Below are 25348 nucleotides of genomic sequence, written 5' to 3' on the forward strand. Positions count from 1 at the left end.
CCACAAATGTAATTGAGCACTTTTCAATTTTTCAATTAACATAATTTATAATAGATTAGCGTCTGTGCGACGTAATTAGTATATAGCTCCTGAAATATACATATATTAGGTTTATACCTCACACAAGCGATTCATAGAGCTAACACTGCACACTTACACTTAAAATGCGATTATGTAAAAAAGCTAGAATGCTAAACCTACATGATTAATGTATGGTTGAAACATTCTAGCCTGTCTGAATCCCGTTATTATCCAATTAAATTCTATAAATAATATATTTTAATCTTATGCTTCTATAGTATCTTTTAATTCTTCAATATAAGAAATTGCACTTTGTGCTGCAATACTGCCGTCACCTGTTGCAGTTACGATTTGGCGTAGGCCTTTTGCACGTACGTCTCCAGCAGCATAAACACCTGGGATTTTCGTACTCATATCTTCATTAGTGACAATATAGCCTACTTCATTTGTAATGCCTAAATTTTCAAATGGTGCTGTTAATGGTTTCATACCAATGTATACGAAAACACCGTCAGCATCGAAAGTTTGTTCAGCGCCATCTTTTGTTGATTCTAAAGTAACTGAACCAACTTTACCGTCTTTTTCGTTGATTGTTTTAAGTGTATGACTCCAAATAAAGTCGATTTTATCATTTTTAAAAGCACGATCTTGTAAGATTTTTTGCGCACGTAGTTCATCTCTACGGTGAACGATTGTTACACTGTCAGCGAATTTTGTAAGGAATGTACCTTCCTCAACTGCTGAATCTCCACCGCCGATAACAAATAATTTTTTGTTTTTGAAGAATGCACCATCACATACCGCACAATAACTCACACCACGGCCACCTAATTCTTGTTCACCGGGCACACCGATTTTTTTATATTCAGCACCAGTAGATATAATCACAGCTCGTGCAGTAATCTCACTGTTGCCAAGATTTATGACTTTATATCGACCTTTGTCTTCAATTGATTTGATATCACCATATTGATATTTTGCGCCAAATTTTTTAGCGTGTTCAAACATTTTAGTTGATAAATCTGGCCCAGTAATCATTTCAAAACCTGGGAAGTTTTCAACCTCTTCTGTATTTGCCATTTGTCCACCTGGCATACCACGTTCAATCATTACAGTACTTAAGTTTGCACGTGATGCATACACGGCAGCAGTCATACCAGCTGGCCCTGCACCTACAATCGCAACATCAAAATCCACTTGTTCAGCCATTTAAATTGCCTCCTGTTTATTAATTCATTATACGCATTATATATGATTTCTTGCATTTCATAAAATTATATGCTTACCAAATAGTCTATTGTTTTATTTAAACGATAAGCCGTTATATCAAACCATTCTAATACTTGTTGTTTAGTAATCTTAGTATCCATACTCCGATAATACATATAAACAAAAGCAGCCACATAATCATCTACATTAGTTAAATCTGCTTGTTCTGCTATAATCGCCTCTGCTTTATCAATCCATACGATAAATAATTCTGAGTTATTTTTCAAGTATTCAATATTATACAACATTAACATGCCTCTATGAATAAAATCTAACTTATTTAACTGTAAACCTTGAATGAGGTAAGTTAAATATAATTTTTCATAATCATTCATATCTTCTAAAACAGCCCATATGTCTTGTGTCAGTAAGACTTCACGACCCTTTAATTGATTTAATAAGAAAATCCCGTATAACCTCCGATGACTATCATCACTCAATAATAGTGGCAATACTTGTTGGTCGAAATACGCCTTACTTTGCTCAATTACCCAAGGCGCATAACCTACATCAACCTTAGATATTTCTTGTAACTTAGACCAAAAATATTTGCTATCTTCGATATGATTGAGATGATAATTGTTGTGGCTCAATGCATTGTACATTTGTATAGAGAGAAATTTCCCTTTTCTATAAAGTGGTTGCAGCAATTTTTGAGAAGCTTCATATTGTTTTAAATAACAAAGTACAATACCTAACTTGAACGATTCATCATCATTCATAGGTACGACTTTACTTAAAATATTCAAATAACGTTGATATTTTTCTTTTTCATTGGTGTTATATAACAATAAAGTGTAATGACAAAGTGCATGTACATCAGTATTATCCTCATTAAGCAAACGTTCAAACATTACTTTAGCAGTATCATATTCATTGAGGTAAAGATAACACATGGTTAATAAATTTCTAACTACTCGATGATCTTGAATCGCTTCATTTTGATTTAAAACAAAGTTTCTTGCCTCGGGCAGTCTGCCTTGTGAAAATAAATATTGAAAAATGAGCTGAACCGCAAATAATTGGCACTCAACCTCAATCTTTTCTTCAGAGTTATAAGTAACCTCAAACATTTCTTCTAATTCTTCTTGGTAGTCGTCATCATCTGCTAAAATGACATAATTCATTCCGAATAAAAAGGCTTTATTTGCTTCATTGAGCGTAATATTTAATTGGCTGAGTTGATAGTAACTATCCACTATCGATTCTTGTTTAGCAATCATTTCATAAAAAATATGTTCTGCTCTATTGTTATAACCAAGATGTGCTAGACATTCTGATAATTTTACTTTAATTTCAAAAACATCAATTTCTTGGGGTGACATTTCAAGCACTTTTTCATAGTATTCTGCTGCCTTTTTATAATCTTGCTGTTGATATTTTTGATCAGCTAATTTTTTATAAAAAGGACTGTCAAGTTTCATTGAAATAATTTCATTGCTGTTTTGCGCCATCCATGTTCACCTCCTGTATTTAGTCATTGTTTCAGTTGCATTGGATTTCCATATGCTAACGTGTGATTCGGGATGTCTCTGGATACAACAGTACCTGCGCCAACTTTCACATGATCTCCTATTTTTACCCCAGGCAAGATTGTTACATTAGCTCCGATTAACGTGTGATTTCCAATATAGACATGCCCTGTTCGAAATTCATCTACTAAAAATTCATGCGTTAAAATAGTTGTGTTATAACCTATGATACAGTTTTCACCAACCGTTATATACTCGGGATGCAATAAATCAGGTACAACTTTAAAAGCAAATGCAGTATGTGCACCTATATTCATATTTAATAAATTACGATACATCCAATGTTTTAATTTCACATTAGGTAAGTAACGACAAACTTCTATAATCACTGTTTGTTTAAACATTTTGACATGGCTTATGTAGCGATACATATGCCATAATGGATTTTTACCATTAACTTTTAGCTTTTTTAAGTCACGCATTATATTCTATCACTTCACCTTTTGCTTTGACCATGTTAAAGGGCCAACATCTTTATATCTTGGTGCATTATATCTCACTCTTCTAATTATCATAAGGACAATGCCCGCAACAATAAGTACGACAGACATGAGTTGCGCAACACGTATATCACTCGTGAGCATCAAACTATCTGTACGTAAACCTTCTACAAAGAATCTACCTATAGAATACCAGATAAGATATAGTGCAAAAGTATCACCTATACGTAAATGCTTTCTTAATGAAATTAATATAACAAAACCTAGAATATCCCATATGGATTCATATAAAAACGTTGGGTGATAGTATTGGCCATCAATATACATATTGTTAATAATAAAGTCTGGTATATGCATATTTTCTAAAAATGATTTAGACACAGGACCACCATGGGCTTCATGATTCATAAAGTTACCCCATCTGCCAATACCTTGTCCTAAAATCAAACTCGGTGCAATCACATCACCAATTTGAAATGGATTGATATTTTTTTGTCTACATACAATAATACCTGCGATAAAACCGCCAATCAGACCGCCATGGATTGCGATCCCTCCATACCAAATCATAGGTATTTCTATTGGATGTTGCGCATAATAAGGCCATTGGAAAATAACAAAATAAATTCTAGCTACGATAAAACCAAAAATTGCACTCCAAAAGATGATATCAATTAATATATCTTTATCAAAGCCTATGCGTTTAACACTTCCCTGAGCAATAAAATAACCTAATAATATACCCACGGCGATGATAATGCCATACCAATGAACAGATATTGGACCAAGCTCAAATGCAATTGGATCAATGTAATTCAATATCATCATTTATTCTCCTTATTGTTGCTACCATTACGCATAATTTCAGCATTTAAGCGATCATTGAATTCTTCTGCAGTATTAATCCCCATGATATTAAGTCTATAGTTCATCGCTGCAACTTCAATGATAACTGCTACGTTACGACCAGGTCTAACTGGTATGGTCTTTTTAGTAATCTCAGTGTCTAAAATACGCAATGTTTCTTCATTCAAACCAACGCGATCATACAATTTATCTTTATGCCAATTTTCTAAATGAATATTTAAGCGTAAACGCTTTTCGGTCAATATGGAACCTGCACCAAAGAGTGTCATTACATTTATAATGCCTAAACCTCTAATTTCTAATAAATGTTCTATTAATTTAGGTGGTCTACCAATCAGTTCATCTTTACTAATTTCTCTAATCTCTACATTGTCATCCGCGACAAGTCTGTGACCGCGTTTAATTAGTTCAAGTGCTGTTTCACTTTTACCGATACCTGAGTCTCCTGTTATTAGTACACCTACACCATACACATCTACTAATACACCATGCAACGAAGTTGTTCGTGCAAGTTCATGTTCTAAGAAAGTCGTTAAACGGCTCATTAATTGTGTTGTTGCAATTGTTGACGTAATGAGTGGTGTATCAAATTCTTTCGCTGATGCTACAAGCTCTTCCGGTGGCTCTAAATCTCTTGTCAATATAATTGCTGGTGTTTCTGGTCGACATAATTTTTTCATGCGTCCTTTGCGCTCTTCATCCGGTAGTAGATTATAAAATGATAATTCTGTCGTTCCTAACAATTGAATGCGGTCAGAGGCATAGTGCGAAAAATATCCAGCCATTTCTAATCCTGGTCTTGATATATCTGTATTTTTTATTTGCTTATTTAAGCCCGACTCCCCAGCTATAAGCTCAAGGTTAAAGCGTTCAATTAAACTCTTTGTTGTTAACATAGGTTCACCTCTATTAATATTTCTCCTGAAATTTCATATGTCATTATCATATCAAAAAGGACTGATAATCTATATAAAAAAGTACAAAAGTCTAAAATAAATCCTATCGTTTTTATCATACCCTATATTATTTTTGAATAAAATTACTAAAATGGTTAGTAATCCCATTTATTTTAAATGATTACGTCGTTACAATCCAGCAAGGTTGGATAAGCTTGAATGGGATAAAATGCTAGATATCAAAAAACTACTCCATATATGCCAGACACATCAACATGCCTATTTGTATGGAGTAGCTAATATTTTATATATTTTTTCAGAGATTGGTCAATAAACTATTATGCTTGAACTGTATCTCTTTCTAATACTGGTTTTAAATATTGTCCAGTGTAGCTTCCTTTCACTTTTGCAATATCCTCTGGTGTACCTGTCGCAACGATAGTACCACCACCGTCTCCGCCTTCTGGGCCTAAATCAATAATATAATCAGCCATTTTAATAACGTCTAAATTGTGTTCAATAATGACAACTGTGTCACCATTATCAACTAATTTATTTAACACTTTTAATAATCGGCTAATATCATCAACATGCAAACCAGTTGTTGGCTCATCTAATATATATATTGAACGACCAGTAGAGCGTTTATGCAATTCTGAAGCAAGTTTAACACGTTGTGCTTCACCACCAGATAATGTCGTAGCCGGTTGTCCTAAAGTAACATAACCTAAACCAACATCCACTAGAGTTTTCAATTTCCGATGTATCTTAGGGACATTTTCAAAAAAGTTTGTTGCTTCTTCGGCAGTCATAGCTAAGATATCCGCAATGTTTTTACCTTTGTATGTTACTTCTAGTGTTTCACGATTGTATCTCGAACCGCCACAAACTTCACAAGGTACATAGACATCCGGTAAAAAGTGCATTTCTATTTTAATGATACCGTCACCTTTACATGCTTCACAGCGACCACCTTTAACATTAAAACTAAAGCGACCTTTAGAATAACCTCTGACTTTCGCTTCGTTTGTTTGAGCAAAGATATCCCGTATGTTATCAAAAACACCTGTATACGTTGCTGGATTAGAACGTGGTGTTCTACCAATTGGCGATTGATCAATATCAATAATACGATCAAGTTGATCTATACCGTTAATTTCATCATAATCACCTGGTTTAACTTTAGATTTATTTATCTTTTTAGCTAATGATTTATAAAGTACTTCATTGACCAATGTACTCTTACCGGAACCAGATACACCCGTAACAACATTCATCGTTGAAAGTGGAAAATCTACATTAACATCTTTCAAATTATTACTGCGTGCGCCTTTGACACTTATCTTTCTATCCGTAACTTCACGACGTGATTCTGGCACCTGGATTTTTTTCTTACCACTCAAATATTGACCAGTTAAAGACTTTGTATTTGCCATAACTTGTTTTGGCGTACCACTCGCAACAATTTCACCGCCGTGGTCTCCAGCACCTGGTCCTACATCTACTAAGTAATCTGCGGCACGCATTGTATCATCGTCATGTTCAACAACGATTAAAGTGTTTCCTAAATCTCGCATTTCTTTTAAAGTGCTAATTAGCCGATCATTATCACGCTGATGTAATCCTATTGAAGGTTCATCTAAAACATATAACACACCAGATAGTCTCGAACCAATCTGAGTTGCTAAACGTATACGTTGTGCCTCACCACCTGACAAAGAACCAGAGGCACGATTGAGTGTTAAATACTCTAAACCTACATTATATAAAAATTCTAATCTTGAATTAATCTCTTTTAAAATTTGATTAGCAATTTTTCTGTCTTGCTCTGATAATGTGATATGTTCATAGTTATACAGTGCATCTTTAATAGAGTGCTCTACCACTTCACCGATATTTTTCCCGTCCACATATACAGACAAAGCTTCACGGCTTAAACGTTTGCCATGACATGTTTCACATGTAAGTTCTGTCATGTATTTACTCATCATTTCTCTAACGAGTTCTGATGGTGAATCATGATAACGTCTATTGATATTATTGATAACACCTTCAAACGCCATCGTACGTTTTCTTGTTTGGCCATTGCGTTGTTTGAAAGTAAATTCAATTTCTTTATCTTTGGAACCATAAAGAATAATATCTTTTTGGCGTTCTGTTAATTTTTTGAATGGTTTATCCATATTTATTTTATATACTTCACAGACACGATTTAATAATGTTGGATAAAAGTCTGAACTTGAAGATTCCCAAGCAACAATTGCACCTTCATTCAATGATTTCTCCTTATCAGGAACAACTAAGTCTAAATCTACCATTAGTTTTTGTCCTAAACCATCACAAGTTGGACAAGCTCCAAATGGGCTGTTAAAGCTAAACATGCGTGGTTCTAATTCTCCGATTGAAAATCCACATATAGGGCATGCATGATTTTCGGAAAATTTTAGTTCATCGCCATCAATGATATCTACGATTATATTACCTTCTGCTAGTTGTAATGCCGTTTCTATAGAATCAGCAAGACGTGTTTCAATACCTTCTTTGATTACAAGTCGGTCTACAACAACTTCTATCGTATGGTTTTTATTTTTATCTAGATTTGGCACTTCATTTACATCCGTAATTTCGCCATCAACACGCACACGTACGTATCCTTTTTTACTAATGTCATCAATTAACTTTTCATGCGCACCTTTTCTATGACTTACTACAGGTGCCAGTAATTGAATCTTACTGCGTTCTTCAAGTTGTAAAACTTGATCGACCATTTGTTGTACAGTTTGAGATTCAATTTCTATACCATGATTTGGGCAATATGGCTTTCCAATACGTGCATATAATAGACGAATATAATCATAGATTTCAGTAACAGTAGCAACCGTAGATCTTGGATTTTTACTCGTTGTTTTTTGGTCTATTGAAATCGCAGGAGATAAACCTTCAATAGTATCAACATCTGGCTTATCCATTTGTCCTAAAAACTGTCTTGCATAAGCACTTAACGATTCTACATATCTACGTTGCCCTTCTGCATAAATCGTATCAAAAGCTAATGAGGATTTGCCTGAGCCAGATAACCCTGTCATTACTATAAGTTTATTTTTAGGTATTTCAATATCCACATCTTTTAAATTGTGGGCACGTGCCCCTTTAACTACAATGGATGGTTGCTTCATTTTCGTCACCCTTCTGCTTTTAATTCAAACAACATATCTCTGAGTTCAGTTGCTTTTTCAAAGTCTAAATCTTTAGCTGCTTGTTTCATTTCTTTTTCTATATTGCTAATTGTTTTTTCGCGCTCTTTTTTCGTCATTTTTTTAGGTACTTCCGTACGTTGTGCTTCGTTTGTTTCATCTGTTTCAACAGTAGCACTGATAACATCGTGAATTTTTTTATTAATTGTGGTAGGTGTAATATTGTGTTTTTCATTATATGCTTGTTGAATCGATCTACGACGTTCTGTTTCATCTAGCGCGTAACGCATTGAATCTGTAATTTTATCACCATACATAATAACTTCACCGCCACTATTACGCGCTGCACGACCTACTGTTTGGACAAGTGATCTTTGCGAGCGTAAGAAGCCTTCTTTATCTGCATCTAATATGACAACAAGAGATACTTCTGGTATATCAATACCCTCTCTTAACAAGTTAATACCAACAATCACATCATAGGTACCCACACGTAAATCTCGAATAATTTCAATACGTTCTAAAGTTTTAATTTCTGAATGTAAATAATTCACATTAATGCCTGCTTCTTTCAAATACGTGGTCAAGTCTTCACTCATCTTTTTAGTCAATGTTGTTACTAATACACGTTCATTTCGATTAATACGTTCTTGTATTTCACTGAGCAAGTCATCAATTTGCTTTTCTGTCGGTCTAACTTCTATCTTAGGATCTAATAATCCTGTTGGGCGAATAATTTGTTCCACCATTTCATCTGTATGTTCTAATTCATAAGGTCCTGGTGTTGCAGACACATATACAAGTTGTTGCGTTTTTTCTTCAAATTCTTCAAATTTTAACGGTCTATTGTCTAAAGCACTTGGTAACCTAAAACCATGGTCAACAAGTACTTGTTTACGCGCACGGTCACCGTTATACATACCTCTGATTTGTGGTAATGTCACATGCGATTCATCAATCATCACAAGCCAATCATCTCCAAAATAATCGAGCAATGTATAAGGCGTTGAACCCATAGGTCTTAGTGTCAAATGTACAGAATAATTTTCGATACCTGAACAAAATCCCATCTCTCTCATCATTTCTAAATCATAATTCGTTCTTTGTTCCAGGCGTTGAGCTTCAAGCAATTTATTTTCGGAACGCAACTCTGACAAACGTTCTTCAAGTTCATTTTCAATACGTTGGATGGCAGATTTCATTTTTTCTTCTCGGGTAACGAAGTGGGAAGCTGGGAAAATTGCAAAGTGATCGCGCTCTCTTAACACTTCTCCAGTTAAATAATTAACCTCACGTATTCTATCAATTTCATCGCCGAAAAATTCAACACGAATGCACATTTCTTCACGAGAGGCTGGGAAGATTTCTACAACGTCACCTCTAACACGAAACGTACCACGTCTAAAATCAATATCATTTCTTGTGTATTGCACATCTACCAATTTTTTAAGTAACTCACTTCTGTCCATTTCCATACCAACACGAACACTGACAACTAAGTCACGATATTCTTCTGGATTACCTAAACCATAGATACAGCTCACACTAGCAATAATAATGACATCATCTCGTTCAAATAATGCACTTGTCGCAGAGTGACGTAATTGGTCAATTTCGTCATTAATTGACGCATCTTTTTCAATGAATGTGTCAGTTGATGGTACATAGGCCTCTGGTTGATAATAATCGTAGTAACTGACGAAGTACTCGACTCTATTCTCAGGAAAGAATTCTTTAAATTCACTATATAGTTGACCCGCTAACGTTTTATTATGGGCGATAATTAAAGTTGGCTTACCAACTTGTTGAATCACATTACTCATTGTAAATGTCTTACCAGTACCCGTAGCTCCTAGTAATGTCTGATGTCTCTTCCCTGCATTCACACCATCTACAATTTGTTGAATCGCTTCTGGTTGGTCCCCTTTAGGATCAAAATCCGATTGTAATTTAAATGGGTAGTGTTCCATAATGACACAAACCTCCTATTATATTTCTATCTGCTCGAACATAATTTAAATATCTCATTTAACACGCGACTTATTTTAATTTATATAACTATATTTTACATACGTATGTTATTAACAGTTTATATTTTAACAGATTTACAACCTTTAATACAAACATTTGTTCGTAAATTAGTGTTTCACTAAATAAAAACAAACACAGTACATGACCATGTTTGTTTGCGTTAATAAATTTTTATTCTGATAAAATGAAGTTAAATAATTATATACTTTTTGTCATGTTGTATCAATTAAGTTGCTTAACACTTATTAGCTAATCATCTTCTTTTTTGTGGAGTTCCAATTGATCAATAATTAAGTAACCTGCTAATAATGAAGCAACATCTATAAAAATAATCCATTCATCATGAAAAAAACCTTTTTCAATTGATGTTCCTATTAAAATCAAAGTTAAAATAGTACCTACCCATTTACTTCTTGTCAGTACACTAAACAATACAACAAGTATGCAGGGAAAAAAAGATGCTAGTATATACCAGATCATTCATGTCACCCGTTCCTATTATTTAAAATAGACATCGTTGTTTCTCGTAATTCCGATTTTGGTATAAATCTCTCTGTAAGCATTTCAGGAATAATATTTTCTATAAAATCTTGCACTGAATTCAAATGGTCAAATTGCATAATTGTTTCTAATGACATTTCGTATATTTCAAAAAATAGTGGCTCAGGATTACGTTTTTGAATTTCACCAAATGTTTCATATAACAAATCTATTTTGTCAGCAACAGATAAAATTTGACCTTCTAGCGAATCATCTTTTCCTTCTTGCAGTCGTTCTCGATATATAGATTGATATTGTTCTGGTATTTCTTCGTTGATAAAATGATCTACCATTTCTTCTTCTACTTGTGAGAATAATTTTTTTAATTCTCCACTCGCATATTTGACTGGTGTTTTAATATCTCCTGTAAAAATTTCGGCGAAATCATGGTTTAAGGCTTTTTCGTATAAGCTTTTCCAATCTACTTTATTGCCGTGATATTCTTCTACTGTACCTAAATATTGAGCAATTTTAGTCACTTTAAAAGAGTGTGCTGCAACATTATGCTCAAAATATTTAAATTTCCCAGGCAATCGTATTAATTTTTCTAAGTCTGATAAACGTTTAAAATATTGATGTACTCCCATGATAGCGCCTCCTCATTTATTTAATGATTGATTATACTTGATTTTATAATATCATTCCACATGTAAAATGTCTTTTTAATGCTGTTAAATATCATCAAATCATTCTATTTTCAAAATATAACCTATTTATTTGTCTTTCAAGTTTTATTCATTTTACATCATTTCAAAAATTGATGTGTCCTTTAAAAATTTTATTGAAAAAGTACCGAACGTAAAAAATGGCATCTCTGACATATAATGACTATTATGATAATAAGCCCGAGACATCATTTATGTCCCGGGCCATTAATTTAAATATAGTTGTACAATTGCTAGTAATATTGCTGATTATAAGTTTTTAACTTTTTAATGAATATAGTTATATTGTCCCGAATTATGAATGGTTCTATAAGATTTTTGTCCAACACCTCGCCAGTTCATTTCCGACACCAAAATGGATCCATCGCTGTTTTGACGTTCTACAATGCCTACATGACCATAATTTCCAGCATTACTTTGTAAAATAGCGCCTACTTCAGGTGTAGAATTAACAACATAACCATTTTGACGTGCAGCTGAAGCCCAGTTATTCGCATTGCCCCAAAGCGTTCCTACAGATTTACCTAATTGTTGACGCCTATCGAAAGCGTAGTATGTGCACTGACCCCAATCATAATAATTCTGTCCTCCGGATGCATGGTATTTTGGTTGATAACTATTGTTATGAATATTGTCAACGCTTGATGTAGTATCGCGTTCATCAATACTATCATTTGACCAAGACTGCTGCTTTACTGGTAAAGAACGGTTAGCTAATTTTGTGAACGTATTATTGTTTTCAGTTGTTACACCTACTGTCAATTGATCACTATTAGACGTACTTTCTAAGTCATTTTGTGCGTAGCTTTCAGAATTAATTTGTGCATATGCGCTTTGTAATTGATTATTTAAATGTGATGAACCTTTTTCAGAAACAGCAATAAGCTGTCCAGGATGAATTGTCTCTGTAATAAACGGATTCAATTGATAAAGTTCATTTAAGCTTATTTGATGTTTATTCGCAATACCTTGTAATGTATCTCCTTCTTTTACTTCTACAATATCTTCGTCAGGGAGTACTAGCGTTTGTCCAGATTTAACCGACTGTACAAGTTCCATATGATTTAATGATTGTATCGTATTAGTCGTTGTTGCGAATGCTTGCGCTATATTTGATAAATCAGTATCTTCTTTCACTGTATGTACTTGATTCGCTGATGCTAGACCATTCACGCCAAAAAACAGTGCTGCAGAAGTTAGAGAAAAAGTTAAGCCTTTCTTCATTATGTGTTTCAATCCTTTGCTGTCTAAATTTATGCGATATTTAATCAATCATAATATAGCATATCCGCTTAATACTTTTAGCATTGTTATCGTTTTGTAATGCAAAAGATAATTATTAACTGAACGCCTCATTGGCCATTAACCAAGCCTTTCTTACCTTTATCACAATAATTTTAATCATTGACGCACATCGGTTAAATTCAACTGTAATATTTTAATTTGCATTTTACATATTAAGAAGTTGTTTATTAAAAAATCACTAATAAAATTAAGCAATTGATTGAATTAAATAGTTCTTCTTACTTTCTATATTACTCTATAAAAAATATGAGCAAGCTAGAAAACAATTAGTTATAAATTGGTTCCCAGCTCACTCATAAAGTTAGTATAATATTAACATCTATTTAAGTTTTAATCTTTTGCTGAATGATTTAGATTCATTTGATTTCGTAGATATGCTTCGATAAATGGTCCTATATCACCGTCCATAACTGCATCTACTTTACCTGTTTCTTCGTTTGTTCTATGATCTTTAACCATCGCATATGGATGGAATACATAAGATCTTATTTGGCTTCCCCATCCAATTTCTTTTTGCTCACCGCGGATTTCTGCCATTTCTTGTTCTTGTTCTTCTATTTTTAATTGATAGAGTTTAGACTTCAAAGTTTTCATTGCAGCTTCTCTGTTTTTGATTTGTGAACGTTCATTTTGGTTATTTACCACAATACCTGTTGGATGGTGGGTAATTCTAATAGCTGATTCTGTTTTATTGATATGTTGACCACCTGCACCTGAAGCTCTAAATGTATCAACGGTAATGTCATCAGAATTTATCTCCACTTCTATTTCAGTGTTATTAAACTGTGGTATAACATCACAAGAAGCAAAAGATGTATGTCGACGACCTGATGAATCAAATGGTGATATACGTACAAGTCGATGTACACCTTTCTCTGCTTTTAAATAGCCATATGCATTATGACCTTTCACAATCATTGTTACGCTTTTAACGCCCGCTTCATCCCCAGGCAAATAGTCTGCGATTTCAACTTTAAAGCCTTTTTGTTCACAGTAACGTTGATACATTCGCAACAGCATATTTGTCCAATCTTGAGATTCTGTACCACCTGCACCAGGATGCAATTCAATAATTGCATCATTCGCATCATAAGGTCCATCTAACAATAATTGTAACTCAAATTGGTTTAGCTCGTTTTGAAAATGAATGACACTTGCTTCTAAATCATCTTTCATCGATGTATCATCTTCTTCTAACAATAATTCTCGTGTTGTTTCCATATCTTCAATGTTTGCTTCTAAATCTCTGTAGGCATTAACAACCGATTTTAAAGCATTATTCTTATCAATAATTTCTTGAGCTTTATCTTGATCATCCCAAAATGAAGGATCTGTCATCATTTCTTCGTATTCTTGTATGTTTATCTCTTTTTCTTCTAAGTCAAAGAGACCCCCTAAGTTGTTCTAACTTTTCGTTATAAGCATCTAAATTACGCTTAATTTCAGATAATTCCATTGTGCATCTCTCCTAATTTTTACGAATGAAATATATTTGATAAATCAATTACTACACTATCATACATATGATACAAAATATAAACTGACAATTTCAACTTAAGCACTAGCCACTATGCTTAAATTATTAAAAAAAACATCTTTCACAGTTAAACACCACAATTTAACTGCAAAAGATGTTTGATATACAAAAAATAATAAATCCTATCTCACACGATTATCAATTTAGATAAGTTTAAGCGCCATGACAGTTTTTATATTTCTTACCGCTGCCACAAGGACATGGGTCATTTCTGCCTATGTGTTCATCTTTGACATAGGGCTCTGCTTTCGCTTTTTCTTTTCCATCTTCTGCTGACACATGCTCAGCTTTACCAAAATCAGTTGTTTTATCACGTTCTATATCATCTTCTACTGAAATTACTGACTTGAGAATATATTTACTCACATCTTCTTCAATGTTTTGCATCATCGTATCAAATAATTGGTGACCTTCATTCTGATAGTCACGTAATGGATTTTGTTGACCATATGAACGGAGATGAATACCTTGTCGTAATTGGTCCATTGTATCAATATGGTCTGTCCAATGCGTGTCAATGGAACGGAGTAAAATCATACGCTCAAATTCATCAAACTGAGTACCTATTTTCTCTTTTTGATCTTTTAAGGCAATTTCTATTTTTGACCATACAACTTCAAAAATATCGTCATTATCTTTTCCATTAATATCTTCTACTTTTAATTCGCCTTCATTCAAGAAAACATCTTCCACATAATTGATGAATGGCTCATAGTCAGGTTCGTCATCTTCTTCATTTACATAATAATGAATACTTCTTTCTAACGTAGAGCGTAGCATCGCATTGATTAATTCGCTACTTTCGTCGCTGTCAATAATATCATTACGTTCACTATAGATAATTTCACGTTGTTTACGCAGTACATCATCATACTCAAGGACACGTTTACGAGCATCAAAGTTATTACCTTCAACACGTTTTTGCGCTGATTCAACAGCACGTGAAACCATTTTAGATTCGATTGGCGTTGAATCATCCATGCCTAATCGATTCATCATATTTTGTAAACGTTCCGAACCAAAGCGCACCATTAACTCATCTTGTAGTGATAAATAGAAACGGCTATCACCTTTATCTCCTTGACGACCTGAACGACCACGTAATTGGTCATCTATACGACGTGATTCATGACGTTCTGTACCAATTACTGCTAAGCCACCAATTTCTTCAACACCATCGCCTAATTTGATATCCGTACCACGACCAGCCATGTTGGTAGCAATTGTCACTGCACCGCGTTGGCCAGCACTTGCGATAATGTCTGCTTCACGTTCGTGATTTTTCGCATTTAAAACATCATGACGGACGCCATGTTTTTTCAATAAATTAGAAATATATTCACTTGTTTCAACAGCAACAGTCCCTAATAAGACTGGTTGACCTTGTTTATGCTTTTGAATGACATCTTCTACAACTGCATCAAATTTACCCTTTTGACTGATGTAAATTAAATCAGGTTTATCAATACGTTGTACTGGTCTGTTGGTAGGAATTTGCGTAACTGTCATATTGTAAATATTTCTAAATTCTTCTTCTTCTGTTTTTGCAGTACCTGTCATACCAGATAATTTATTATACATTCTAAAATAGTTTTGGAATGTAATTGAAGCCATTGTTTTTGATTCGTTTTGAATTTTCACACCTTCTTTAGCTTCAATTGCTTGGTGTAATCCTTCTGAAAAACGACGTCCAGGCATTGTACGTCCTGTAAATTGGTCAACAATCAATACTTCACCGTTATTTACCATATAATCTACATCTCTTTGTAAAGTAACATGTGCACGTAATGCAGTATTGATATGACTGATAATATCAACATTTTTTACATCGTAAAGGTTATCAATTTTAAACATACGTTCTGCTTTATCAATACCCTGTTCAGTTAATTGGACTGCTTTTGTTTTTTCATCATAATTATAATCATCTTCGCCTTTAAGCATTTTAGCAAAAACATTTGCTTGAGTATAAAGTGAAGTTGATTTTTCTGCTTCACCTGAAATAATCAATGGTGTACGTGCTTCATCAATTAAAATTGAGTCTACTTCATCAATAATCGCAAAATTAAGTGGTCGCATCACGCGTTCTTCGGCATAATTCACCATGTTATCACGTAAGTAATCAAATCCTAATTCGTTGTTGGTACTATAAGTAATATCACATGCGTAAGCTTCTCTTTTCTCTGCAGTCGTTTTACTATTTAAGTTCAAACCAACACTCAAACCAAGAAATTCATATAATTCTGCCATTTCTTCACTCTGTATGCTAGATAAATATTCATTGACTGTAATAACATGTACACCGCGTCCTGTTAACGCATTTAAATAAACTGGCATTGTCGCCGTTAATGTTTTACCTTCACCGGTTCTCATTTCAGAAATATCGCCGCCGTGGATCGCTATACCACCCATAACTTGTACTTTATAAGGGATCATGTTAAACACACGCTTGGATCCTTCTCTAACTAAAGCAAATGCTTCTGGTAAAATATCATCTAAAATTTTATTTTGCTTTTTAATATCTTCTTCTTCTTGAACTTGCGCTTGAAAATTTTTCGTTTTTTCTTTAATTTCTTCATCAGTTAATATCGACATATCCTCTTCTAATGCAAGGACTTTGTCGGCTAATTTACCAAGGCGTTTTATTTCTCTTTTATTGCCATCTGCAATTTTTGATAAAAAACCCATTTTGTTCGCTCCTTTAGCTTTATAACTCATTATAACTCTTCGTTTACAACAATTTATAATATCATTTATAAGCTTAAATTTACACTTATTACGTTTATCGTACTACCTACGCTATGTTTTACTTACATGTTTTGGAATACATATTGGAATACTGGTTCAATAAAAATATACACAACATACATGTTCACTTTCAAATTATTACATAATAACATAGCAAAAAATGAGCGTCCATGATTTCACTCAATCATGGACGCTATTACTTTTATAAATATGATACTAATGCAATTGAATTATTCAGTTGTTTCAATTAGTCCATATTTGCCATCTTTTCTTTTATAGACAATACTTGTACCATCTGTTTCGCGATCTGTAAAAATGAAGAAATCATGGCCCAATAAATCCATTTGCAATACTGCTTCTTCAGAATCCATAGGTTTTAAGCTGAAATTTTTTGAACGAATAATCTCAATTTCACTATCATTGTCATCATTTTGAAGTTTTTCTGCTTCTTGTTCTTCAGGTAATGATGCAAATGCTTCTGGTTCGTCATTCTTTCTATTTTTACGGTTTACACGCGTTTTATATTTTCTAACTTGTCTTTCCAATTTACTATTAATTAAATCAATACCAGCGTATAAATCATCATGACGTTCTTCCGCTCTAAGCGTAACATTTTTCAATGGAATAGTTACTTCTATTTTAGTTGCTGAGTTTTGGTACGTTTTAACTTTAACGTGTGCAGTCGCATTTGGCACATTGTTAAAATAACGTTCTAATTTACCAATTTTCTCCTCAATATAGTTGCGAATCGCATCAGTAATAGTGAGGTTCTCTCCGTGAATTTCAAATCTGATCATAGTAATCGACTCCTTTAAAACCTCTATATTGGTAATAGTGCTTATATCTATAATACCACGAATAACTTACCGTGCAAACGTAAACACATCGAATTTTCTGATTTTTCTATCAAATAACAACTGTCCTGCATTATGAACCGTTAAGCCTGTAGTATATATGTCATCTATCAACAAAATATTTTTTTCTTTTAAATCTACACATCGTGTTATTTCAAAAGGGTTCGGTCGTTGCATGCGTTTTTGTTTTCTTAATTCTGATTGTTTTATACTTGAGTGTGTAGCAAGTAGACAATGATATTTAACCTTTTTTAAGTCTAATACTAATTGTATAGGATTAAATGTTCTTTCCATATCTCTATATAATGGAGACGGTATAGGAATAACGTAATCATATTTATAATGAGGCAATTTAACTCTTTCTGCAATTATTTCTGCTATCGCAACATCTCTTTTAAATTTATATTGTTGAAGCATTTCTTTTATAATGCCGTCGTATCGGTAAAAACAATACAATTTATTCATTAATTTATATTTCGAAGATAATTCAGAACAATCTGAGCATAATTTTTCTGTTTTATTAAGTAACTTCATACATGTTGGGCAGCGATTTGTCGCATTTAATTTCATCATATCCCATTGATGATTACAATTATGGCACAATTTTGAAGCTTTTTTATAAAAGGTGAATGCATTTAACGGTTCTGAATAATCAGTGTGACAATATAAACATATCGCTGTCAGTCTATCCACCCTCTTTTTTTAGCAAGTTTATTCATTTTCTTTATCTGATATTGAGCTTGAAGCATAGACAGTGTGATGCCTTCATGCATACAAAAGACGCTTCCTGTTGGTGCTTTCGCTTTTCTTCCAACTCTACCTGATATTTGAATGATGGCACTCGTCTCAAACTGGTGGCTATTTATGATCACAACATCGAGTTTTGCCATAGTAAACCCTCTTTCTAAAATAGTAGTGGTGAAAACAATAGCGTGTTCGCCATCTCTTAAACGCTTTACTTTATCAAATCGAAAGACATCATTACTGTAGACATATATTAAAGATGGTAAGTCATCTTTATATAATTGATACAATTGTTTCATTAAAGTAATGTCGTTAAAAAAGACGAGCGTATATCGTTGTTGTCTGACTTGATGTTGTAAAAATCGTAATAATTGATATTGCTTTTTTTGGGGATTAATTCTCAAAAATTTAAATTGAGGTACTGGTAAAGGATGTCTATGAAAGCGCGCGGGTAATTGAATGATTTCTATATTGCTGATTTGTCTAATTAATGATTTTGTGGGTGTAGCAGTCATTAATATATGACAGTGTTTTAATTTCGAGGCATGCTGTAATGCTTTTATCAACGTTGGTTCTGTGGGTAATGGAAAGGCATCTACTTCATCTACAATAATTACATCAAAATGTTGTTTGAAACGATAAAGTTGATGAACTGTGGCAATAATAAAATGACCATTGAACTGTTGTTGAGAGGACTGATGTAACACATCTATTTCTTCTTCGCAGAATGCTGCTTTAATCCTCATGCTCACTTCTAAAACAACATCAACCCTTGGGGACACGATTGCGACATTATAACCTTGGTTCCTCGCAAATTTAATTCCTTCAAATATCATCTCAGTCTTACCTGCACCTGTCACAGCATGAAGTAACAGAGAATGTAAGCTTGCAATCGCTGATACAATTTTGTCGGATGCAAATTGCTGTTGCTCTGATAATTTGAATGATAATTGATAATGGCAAGGCGTCACTACGTTATGACTTTCTATGATATAGACTTCGGTAATATTATCCATTCTACCCATATTGATACAATTTCTACAGTAGACGATTGACTTATTTAATACCATAGATTGATATTTATAAAAATGCGTCGGTCGGCGTGAATGACATTGCGAACACGTCCAATAGCCGTTTTCTAATTTAACACCTTTCGTCGTTTGTCTTATGCGTTCATCAGTTAATAAGGTCTTATCATTAATCATTCTTCCATAATATTTAATCGTTTATTTCCTCCAAACTAAAAAGCGAGTCACAAATTAAACCTTACTTTAATTCCAAGACCCGCCATAAAATATTTGATTTATTGATTTATCGCACAAAAATTCAAACGCTAAACAACTCATTTGTCATCTTATTGTTGTCATTGCTGGCTGAATGAATAGTTGTATTTATAACAAGTGTTTCTCGCAAAATGCTACTTTACTTAACATGATAAAAGTATTTTCGAATCTATCATTTAGTCTGTACGTATGGATCTACCTGTGAAACCTAATCCCATACCACCTGGACCTAAATGCGCTGCGACTACAGGGCCTAAATAAGAACGATATAATTTATACTGAGGATAGTTCTTTTGTAATTCATTATACATCCAGTCTGTATCTTCTTGAACATCTCCACCTATCACTAATAAAGTGACCTCTTCATAATCTTTAACGATTTCAATCACTTTATTGATAATTTCTTTAAGTGCACGTTTTTTAGTACGTATTTTTTCATCAGGTAAAATTAAACCATCTTCGAATCTTAAGACTGGTTTCATTTTCAACATCGTACCAACCCACGCTTGAGCACCAGTAATACGACCACTTTTCTGCAAGTTTTTCAAATCGTCTACCATCAATCTCGCACCAGTGACTTCTCGCATTGCTTCAAGCTCTTTAATGATAGCCTGCGGTGTTTCATTTTGTTCAATGAATTCAATAGCTCGTAATACGAAACTCCCCATTGCCATCGCTGAAATTTTCGAATCAAAAGTATGAACATTAATACCTTCAACCATTTCACCCGCTTGTGTAGCTGTTTGATAAGTACCACTGATACCTGAAGATAGGAAAACGCCTATGACATCTGTATAGCCTTCATCACGTAATTGTTCATATTTAGTTACAAATTCACCGATTGCCGGTTGGCTTGTCGTAGGAATTGTTTTAGATGCTTTCATTCTTTCGTAGAATTCATCTGCTGAAATAGATGCATTTTCTTCAAAATTTTCACCGTTATCAAAAGTTACACTTAGTGGTGCAATATTTATATTATATTTATCAATTAATGTTTGAGATAGATAACTCGTCGAATCTGTTAATACAGCAATTTTCATCATAATCCTCCTCAATTATACTCACAACTATGATACATTATTTTATATTAAAAGAAAATTTTTTTTACATTAAACTTGAATTCAGAACCGTGTATAATATTAGGTATTGATTGAAACTATGACTGGAGTGTTTAAATATGGATGAATCAATCATAACAATAAAGCAAGAACATATGATAAAAATGTAATTAGCAAATCGCGTTTTATTGCCCATATCAAACCTGTTGACTCTGAAGCAGAAGCTAAAGATTTTATCAACTTGGTAAAATCAGAACATCGGGAAGCAACACATAATTGTTCAGCCTATACGGTTGGAGCACAAATGAATATTCAAAAAGCAAATGATGATGGAGAACCAAGTGGAACTGCAGGCGTACCTATGCTAGAAATATTAAAAAAACTAGAAGTTCACAATGTTTGTGTCGTAGTTACGCGTTATTTCGGTGGTATAAAATTGGGTGGTGGCGGTTTAATAAGAGCATACAGTGGCGCTGTGAGAGATGTCATTTACGAAGTGGGTCGTGTTGCTTTACGCTCAGCAATACCAACTACAATCACGATTGATTATGATCTTACTGGTAAATTTGAATATGAATTAGCGCAAACATCTTTCTTCTTAAGAAACACAAACTACACAGACAAAGTGAGTTATCAAATAGATGTGGTAGAAGCGGAATATGATGATTTTATTGCTTTTCTAAATAAAATTACTTCTGGTAACTATGATTTAGTTGAACAAGAGATCATTCAGTTACCATTTGATATACCAACAACCTGAAGTATAGTTATTTCAAATTATTTATACGTACCATCTATCATAAATAATATCTATCCTGCTACAAAGATAAAAAAATGAAAAAACTTTGCTGATATGCATTGATATTTGTAATCAAAGTAAACTTTAAAAAAGTAAGTATATCAGTCGTTGCTTTAATTTATTGTTGTTCATAAAACAAAATTAGAACCTGAGATATTCATATCTCAGGTTCTAATTGGTAGTCTAACTATTCATCTTTTTTATGTCGTTCTTTATTTTCAATTAATTTTAAGAGTGGCCTATAATCATCATCTATTAATCCTGTAAATTCAACAATGAGTTCAATCGTAATGAGTATAAGTACAAGCATCATGAGTACGCCCCATGGTTGCGATAAATATAAAATAATACTTGAAAGACTAAATAACAATGCGATTGAATATATCAGAATTACTGTTTGACGATGTGAATAACCTAACTCTAGTAATTTATGATGTAGATGTGACTTGTCCGCTTGCATAATACGTTGGCCCTTTTTCACACGTCGTATCATAGCAAATAAAGTATCTATGAACGGTACTGCTAAAATCACAATCGGGAAGAATAAAGACACAAACGTAATATTTTTAAAACCTAATAGTGAGAGAAAACCAACAATAAAGCCAACAAGTAAAGCGCCGCTATCCCCTAAAAATATTTTAGCAGGATGAAAATTAAAACATAAGAAACCTAATAACGCACCGATAAGTACACTACAGATCATAATTATAAATATATTTGCTTGTAGTATTGCGATAAAACCAATAGTCATCAATGCGATTGTTGCGACACCAGATGCCAAACCATCCAAACCATCAATTAAGTTGATTGCATTGGTGATCGCTACAATCCAAATCACTGTAATAGGAATGCCTAATATACCAAAATGTATTGTTGGTCCAATCGGTAAAGATATGAAATCAATGGTTACACCATAATAAACGACAACCAGTGCTGCAACTACTTGACCTAATAATTTTACGATTGGCGTTAGATCATAGATATCATCTATCAATCCTACTAAGTAAATTAATACTGCCCCAATGACAAGTGGCTTCACCTCTGTTTCAATTGGATGTCCTAACCAAATCCCTAATAAAAAGGAAAGTAATATCACGGTACCTCCTAGGACAGAAGTTGGTTTTTTATGTACTTTCCTAAAATTAGGTTGATCGACAACACCCAATTTATGGGAAACCTTTATGACAATGGGAGTAAGTATTAAACTGACAATCATTGAAAAAATGATTAATAATAACGTATACATCAGTTCACCTTCATTATTTTAAGTCTTTATATTTTTGAATTGGAATTTAAAATCTCTATAAATATTCCAAATATGAAATCATATTTGGAATGGATATACACATGTATGTTTTTAAAACATAATTAAATTTATATATTTCGAGTAATTCTATAAACGATTCAATTAAGTCTATAATACACGATGTACTTTTAGTAATACAAATAGTAATGTAATCATTAGTAAGATTCAACGCAGAAATTCACTTTATTTTTTATAGAATAAACAATTTATTTATTTTACAATCACTCAAATAAGTATTCTAACATGAATTTTAAACAAATGTTATTAATTTCTGAATATCAATGATGACAAAATGTAACTTTTCACTTACAATGACTAAGTGTTTATTTAAAGGAGCGTAAGAAAAATGTTTGAAGCGATAATTTACAATATTGCGGTTACTGTCGCAGGAATTTATTTATTCCACCGATTACAGTACTCTGAAAATAAAAATATGGTATTTTCAAAAGAATACGTCACGATTTTAATGACCATTGTAGCATTATTATTATCTGTAAAGCCTGTCCCTATCTTCAATGAATATGTACTCTATTTATCTTTTGTGCCGATTTTATTTTTAGGTAGATATACAAATATGGTTTATACAGTTTTAGCAGCGTTTATCGTGTCTTTAGTTAATGTATTAATTGGCGATTTTACGATTATAACTGCAATGATTTTAATTGTAATAGCCATCATTGTCGGAGCAATAGGACCATTTTTAAAACAAAATGACATCATCTCATTACAAATACTCAACTTAATTACGCTAGTCATATTTGTCATCTTGTCATTTATCAGTCCATATTATGAATTTAAAGAAGTGTTATACATGATACCGTTATCGTTCATTTTAACAATCACTTCTTCGATTACATTCGTAGATATTTGGCATTTCTTCTCTTTAGTAAACCGCTATGAGAATGAAGATAAATTTGATTATTTGACGGGTTTAGGCAATGTTAAAGAATTCGATAGACATTTGAATGAAACAACACGTATTGCAGAAGAAAATGATGAAAGTTTAGGTTTACTACTCATCGATATTGATGGGTTTAAAGATGTTAATGATATGTATTCACATGATTCAGGTGATGCTGTATTACGACAAATCGCACAATTACTGAAAAACTACGTCCCAGAACAATTTAGCATTTACCGTAACGGTGGCGAAGAATTTTCTGTAGTATTATATGACTATACGTTAGATCAATGCGTTAAATTAAGTGAAAGTATCCGTAAAGGCGTGGAACAATCTACTTTCCATTTACCAAATAAAGAAATGATTAAATTATCCGTTTCTATTGGTGTTGGATACTTAACTAAAGATGATTATAAATCTCAACGTACTGTCTTTAAAGTCGCAGATGATATGTTGCATATGGCTAAAAACGAAGGACGTAATCAAGTCATGTTTAATCCTATTGTTAAATTATAACTAAATAAAATGAAACCATTTTTAAGAATCTAGGACATAAATATCTCTGACTAAAAAAATAAGGGCCAATTTCTATTGAGAAGTAGAAATTGACCCTTTCTTTAGTTTTATGAAATTTTATAGCTCGTTAAGCTACCATCTCTCTTATATTCAATGATATTAATATAAAACCAAGTCCTTGTTTAACTTTATTTATGCCTCAAACTGATATTCGAGTGAAAACCAAAATAGCCTTCAAAAACCAAAATCTGGTTCTACATCAATTTTTCTTTAACTGTAGATTTTTTAGTTTCTGGTTCTGAAAGCCTTTGGTTAATATTGGATTTTAAATATTCCCAGTTATAATTCTTCATTAATTAAATCTTCGATTTCTTTATTTAAGTGAGTTCCTATTAAATCTATTTCCTCTTGAGTTAAATTTGTATCACTTTCTTGTTTAATATCAGGTATGATTTTATTTTTTATAAGTTCATTGTACATTAACTTTGAATTTTCATTCATTTTTGTTTCGTAGTTTTGGATACTTCTTTTCCATACAAATGTATATTTATTGGCATTAGCTCCTACCTTTGTACCATGAATAAAAAGAGATTTGTCATCAAGGAGAGATTGTTCAAGACACTGACTATGAAATTGAATAAAAAGTGATGACAATAAAGCGTCAGTTTTAGGGTTAACTCTAAAGCAATTGATTGCTTTAGAGGGAGGTATTTGGTTTTGAAAGAGGCAACTCGTTAATTTAATTTAGTTGTGTTTATTAAATTATACGAAAATGCCTTGTTTTTTGAATATTAATATATTGAACCGATTTTGCATTGTGCTGACGCCCGGGGAATAGTATGTGT

The 25348-nt window shown here is 33.0% G+C and carries 18 protein-coding genes and 2 pseudogenes; 2 read left to right on the forward strand and 18 right to left on the reverse strand.

Annotated elements, in window-relative coordinates:
- Positions 1–285: 285 nt before the first annotated feature.
- The 16 genes from trxB to fakB1 form a co-directional block, all read right to left on the reverse strand.
- A complete protein-coding gene (gene trxB / locus NST87_RS10140; protein ID WP_019469483.1) occupies positions 286–1230 on the reverse strand; it encodes a thioredoxin-disulfide reductase in 945 nt (314 codons plus the stop codon).
- Positions 1231–1295: 65 nt separating this feature from the next.
- Positions 1296–2744 carry a tetratricopeptide repeat protein gene (locus NST87_RS10145; RefSeq protein ID WP_340721679.1) on the reverse strand — a complete coding sequence of 483 codons (1449 nt, stop codon included), beginning with the start codon at positions 2742–2744 and terminating at the stop codon, positions 1296–1298.
- Between the two features lie 23 nt (positions 2745–2767).
- A complete protein-coding gene (locus NST87_RS10150) occupies positions 2768–3244 on the reverse strand; it encodes an acyltransferase (RefSeq protein ID WP_019469485.1) in 477 nt (158 codons plus the stop codon).
- Between the two features lie 9 nt (positions 3245–3253).
- The gene (gene lgt, locus NST87_RS10155; protein ID WP_026034808.1) at positions 3254–4090 is read right to left on the reverse strand and encodes a prolipoprotein diacylglyceryl transferase; all 837 of its coding nucleotides are present in this window, start codon (positions 4088–4090) and stop codon (positions 3254–3256) included.
- Positions 4087–5025 (reverse strand): HPr(Ser) kinase/phosphatase, encoded by a 939-nt coding sequence (gene hprK / locus NST87_RS10160; protein ID WP_019469487.1) that lies wholly within the window; start codon positions 5023–5025, stop codon positions 4087–4089. Before hprK ends, lgt begins: the two co-directional genes overlap by 4 nt.
- A 338-nt stretch (positions 5026–5363) precedes the next feature.
- Complete coding sequence (gene uvrA, locus NST87_RS10165) at positions 5364–8201, reverse strand: excinuclease ABC subunit UvrA (RefSeq protein ID WP_019469488.1); 2838 nt, start codon at positions 8199–8201, stop codon at positions 5364–5366.
- 5 nt (positions 8202–8206) lie between these two features.
- Positions 8207–10192, reverse strand: a complete 1986-nt coding sequence (gene uvrB / locus NST87_RS10170; protein ID WP_026034809.1) for an excinuclease ABC subunit UvrB — start codon at positions 10190–10192, stop codon at positions 8207–8209.
- 307 nt (positions 10193–10499) lie between these two features.
- Positions 10500–10730: a CsbA family protein gene (locus NST87_RS10175; RefSeq protein WP_019469490.1), complete on the reverse strand. Its 231-nt coding sequence runs from the start codon at positions 10728–10730 to the stop codon at positions 10500–10502.
- Between the two features lie 5 nt (positions 10731–10735).
- Entirely contained in the window at positions 10736–11377 is a 642-nt protein-coding gene (locus NST87_RS10180) for a YfbR-like 5'-deoxynucleotidase (RefSeq protein WP_019469491.1), read from the reverse strand.
- Positions 11378–11722: 345 nt separating this feature from the next.
- On the reverse strand, positions 11723–12679 hold the full coding sequence (locus NST87_RS10185; RefSeq protein WP_040030218.1) for a CHAP domain-containing protein: 957 nt from the start codon (positions 12677–12679) through the stop codon (positions 11723–11725).
- A 411-nt stretch (positions 12680–13090) separates the two neighbouring features.
- Positions 13091–14216 (reverse strand): peptide chain release factor 2 gene (gene prfB / locus NST87_RS10190; RefSeq protein ID WP_103211357.1). Its coding sequence is split into 2 segments (ribosomal slippage): positions 13091–14143 and positions 14145–14216, totalling 1125 coding nucleotides; the frame shifts between segments, so codons are not numbered across the junction.
- Between the two features lie 234 nt (positions 14217–14450).
- Positions 14451–16982: a preprotein translocase subunit SecA gene (gene secA / locus NST87_RS10195; protein ID WP_019469494.1), complete on the reverse strand. Its 2532-nt coding sequence runs from the start codon at positions 16980–16982 to the stop codon at positions 14451–14453.
- A gap of 290 nt (positions 16983–17272) precedes the next feature.
- Entirely contained in the window at positions 17273–17839 is a 567-nt protein-coding gene (gene hpf, locus NST87_RS10200; RefSeq protein ID WP_019469495.1) for a ribosome hibernation-promoting factor, HPF/YfiA family, read from the reverse strand.
- A gap of 66 nt (positions 17840–17905) precedes the next feature.
- Positions 17906–18469, reverse strand: coding sequence for a ComF family protein (locus NST87_RS10205; RefSeq protein ID WP_230620702.1), 564 nt, complete (start codon positions 18467–18469; stop codon positions 17906–17908).
- A gap of 107 nt (positions 18470–18576) precedes the next feature.
- Positions 18577–19845 carry a DEAD/DEAH box helicase family protein gene (locus NST87_RS10210; protein ID WP_019469497.1) on the reverse strand — a complete coding sequence of 423 codons (1269 nt, stop codon included), beginning with the start codon at positions 19843–19845 and terminating at the stop codon, positions 18577–18579.
- 254 nt (positions 19846–20099) lie between these two features.
- A complete protein-coding gene (gene fakB1 / locus NST87_RS10215; protein ID WP_040030220.1) occupies positions 20100–20963 on the reverse strand; it encodes a fatty acid kinase binding subunit FakB1 in 864 nt (287 codons plus the stop codon).
- 137 nt (positions 20964–21100) lie between these two features.
- Between fakB1 and NST87_RS10220 the strand changes: the two are divergent.
- A pseudogene (locus NST87_RS10220) lies at positions 21101–21741 on the forward strand (YigZ family protein).
- Between the two features lie 226 nt (positions 21742–21967).
- Here NST87_RS10220 and NST87_RS10225 read toward each other — a convergent pair.
- On the reverse strand, positions 21968–23026 hold the full coding sequence (locus NST87_RS10225) for a glycosyltransferase family 4 protein (protein WP_019469500.1): 1059 nt from the start codon (positions 23024–23026) through the stop codon (positions 21968–21970).
- 406 nt (positions 23027–23432) lie between these two features.
- Between NST87_RS10225 and gdpS the strand changes: the two genes are divergently transcribed.
- Positions 23433–24503 carry a GGDEF domain-containing protein GdpS gene (gene gdpS / locus NST87_RS10230; RefSeq protein ID WP_019469501.1) on the forward strand — a complete coding sequence of 357 codons (1071 nt, stop codon included), beginning with the start codon at positions 23433–23435 and terminating at the stop codon, positions 24501–24503.
- A gap of 357 nt (positions 24504–24860) precedes the next feature.
- Here gdpS and NST87_RS13835 read toward each other — a convergent pair.
- A pseudogene (locus NST87_RS13835) lies at positions 24861–25229 on the reverse strand (IS5/IS1182 family transposase); the annotation flags it as partial.
- Positions 25230–25348 lie beyond the last annotated feature (119 nt).

Origin of the sequence: Staphylococcus sp. FSL W8-0271, assembly GCF_038006605.1 — a bacterium.
Classification (GTDB): domain Bacteria; phylum Bacillota; class Bacilli; order Staphylococcales; family Staphylococcaceae; genus Staphylococcus; species Staphylococcus cohnii.

Bases quoted from the DNA above. Each gene is read 5' to 3' on its own strand.
- NST87_RS10180 (WP_019469491.1), bottom strand. From the start codon at position 11,377: ATGGGAGTACATCAATATTTTAAACGTTTATCAGACTTAGAAAAATTA.
- gdpS (WP_019469501.1), top strand. From the start codon at position 23,433: ATGTTTGAAGCGATAATTTACAATATTGCGGTTACTGTCGCAGGAATT.
- lgt (WP_026034808.1), bottom strand. From the start codon at position 4,090: ATGATGATATTGAATTACATTGATCCAATTGCATTTGAGCTTGGTCCA.
- NST87_RS10185 (WP_040030218.1), bottom strand. From the start codon at position 12,679: ATGAAGAAAGGCTTAACTTTTTCTCTAACTTCTGCAGCACTGTTTTTT.
- uvrA (WP_019469488.1), bottom strand. From the start codon at position 8,201: ATGAAGCAACCATCCATTGTAGTTAAAGGGGCACGTGCCCACAATTTA.
- trxB (WP_019469483.1), bottom strand. From the start codon at position 1,230: ATGGCTGAACAAGTGGATTTTGATGTTGCGATTGTAGGTGCAGGGCCA.
- NST87_RS10150 (WP_019469485.1), bottom strand. From the start codon at position 3,244: ATGCGTGACTTAAAAAAGCTAAAAGTTAATGGTAAAAATCCATTATGG.
- hprK (WP_019469487.1), bottom strand. From the start codon at position 5,025: ATGTTAACAACAAAGAGTTTAATTGAACGCTTTAACCTTGAGCTTATA.
- secA (WP_019469494.1), bottom strand. From the start codon at position 16,982: ATGGGTTTTTTATCAAAAATTGCAGATGGCAATAAAAGAGAAATAAAA.
- hpf (WP_019469495.1), bottom strand. From the start codon at position 17,839: ATGATCAGATTTGAAATTCACGGAGAGAACCTCACTATTACTGATGCG.
- NST87_RS10210 (WP_019469497.1), bottom strand. From the start codon at position 19,845: ATGATTAATGATAAGACCTTATTAACTGATGAACGCATAAGACAAACG.
- NST87_RS10225 (WP_019469500.1), bottom strand. From the start codon at position 23,026: ATGTATACGTTATTATTAATCATTTTTTCAATGATTGTCAGTTTAATA.
- fakB1 (WP_040030220.1), bottom strand. From the start codon at position 20,963: ATGAAAATTGCTGTATTAACAGATTCGACGAGTTATCTATCTCAAACA.
- NST87_RS10205 (WP_230620702.1), bottom strand. From the start codon at position 18,469: ATGATGAAATTAAATGCGACAAATCGCTGCCCAACATGTATGAAGTTA.
- NST87_RS10175 (WP_019469490.1), bottom strand. From the start codon at position 10,730: ATGATCTGGTATATACTAGCATCTTTTTTTCCCTGCATACTTGTTGTA.
- NST87_RS10145 (WP_340721679.1), bottom strand. From the start codon at position 2,744: ATGGCGCAAAACAGCAATGAAATTATTTCAATGAAACTTGACAGTCCT.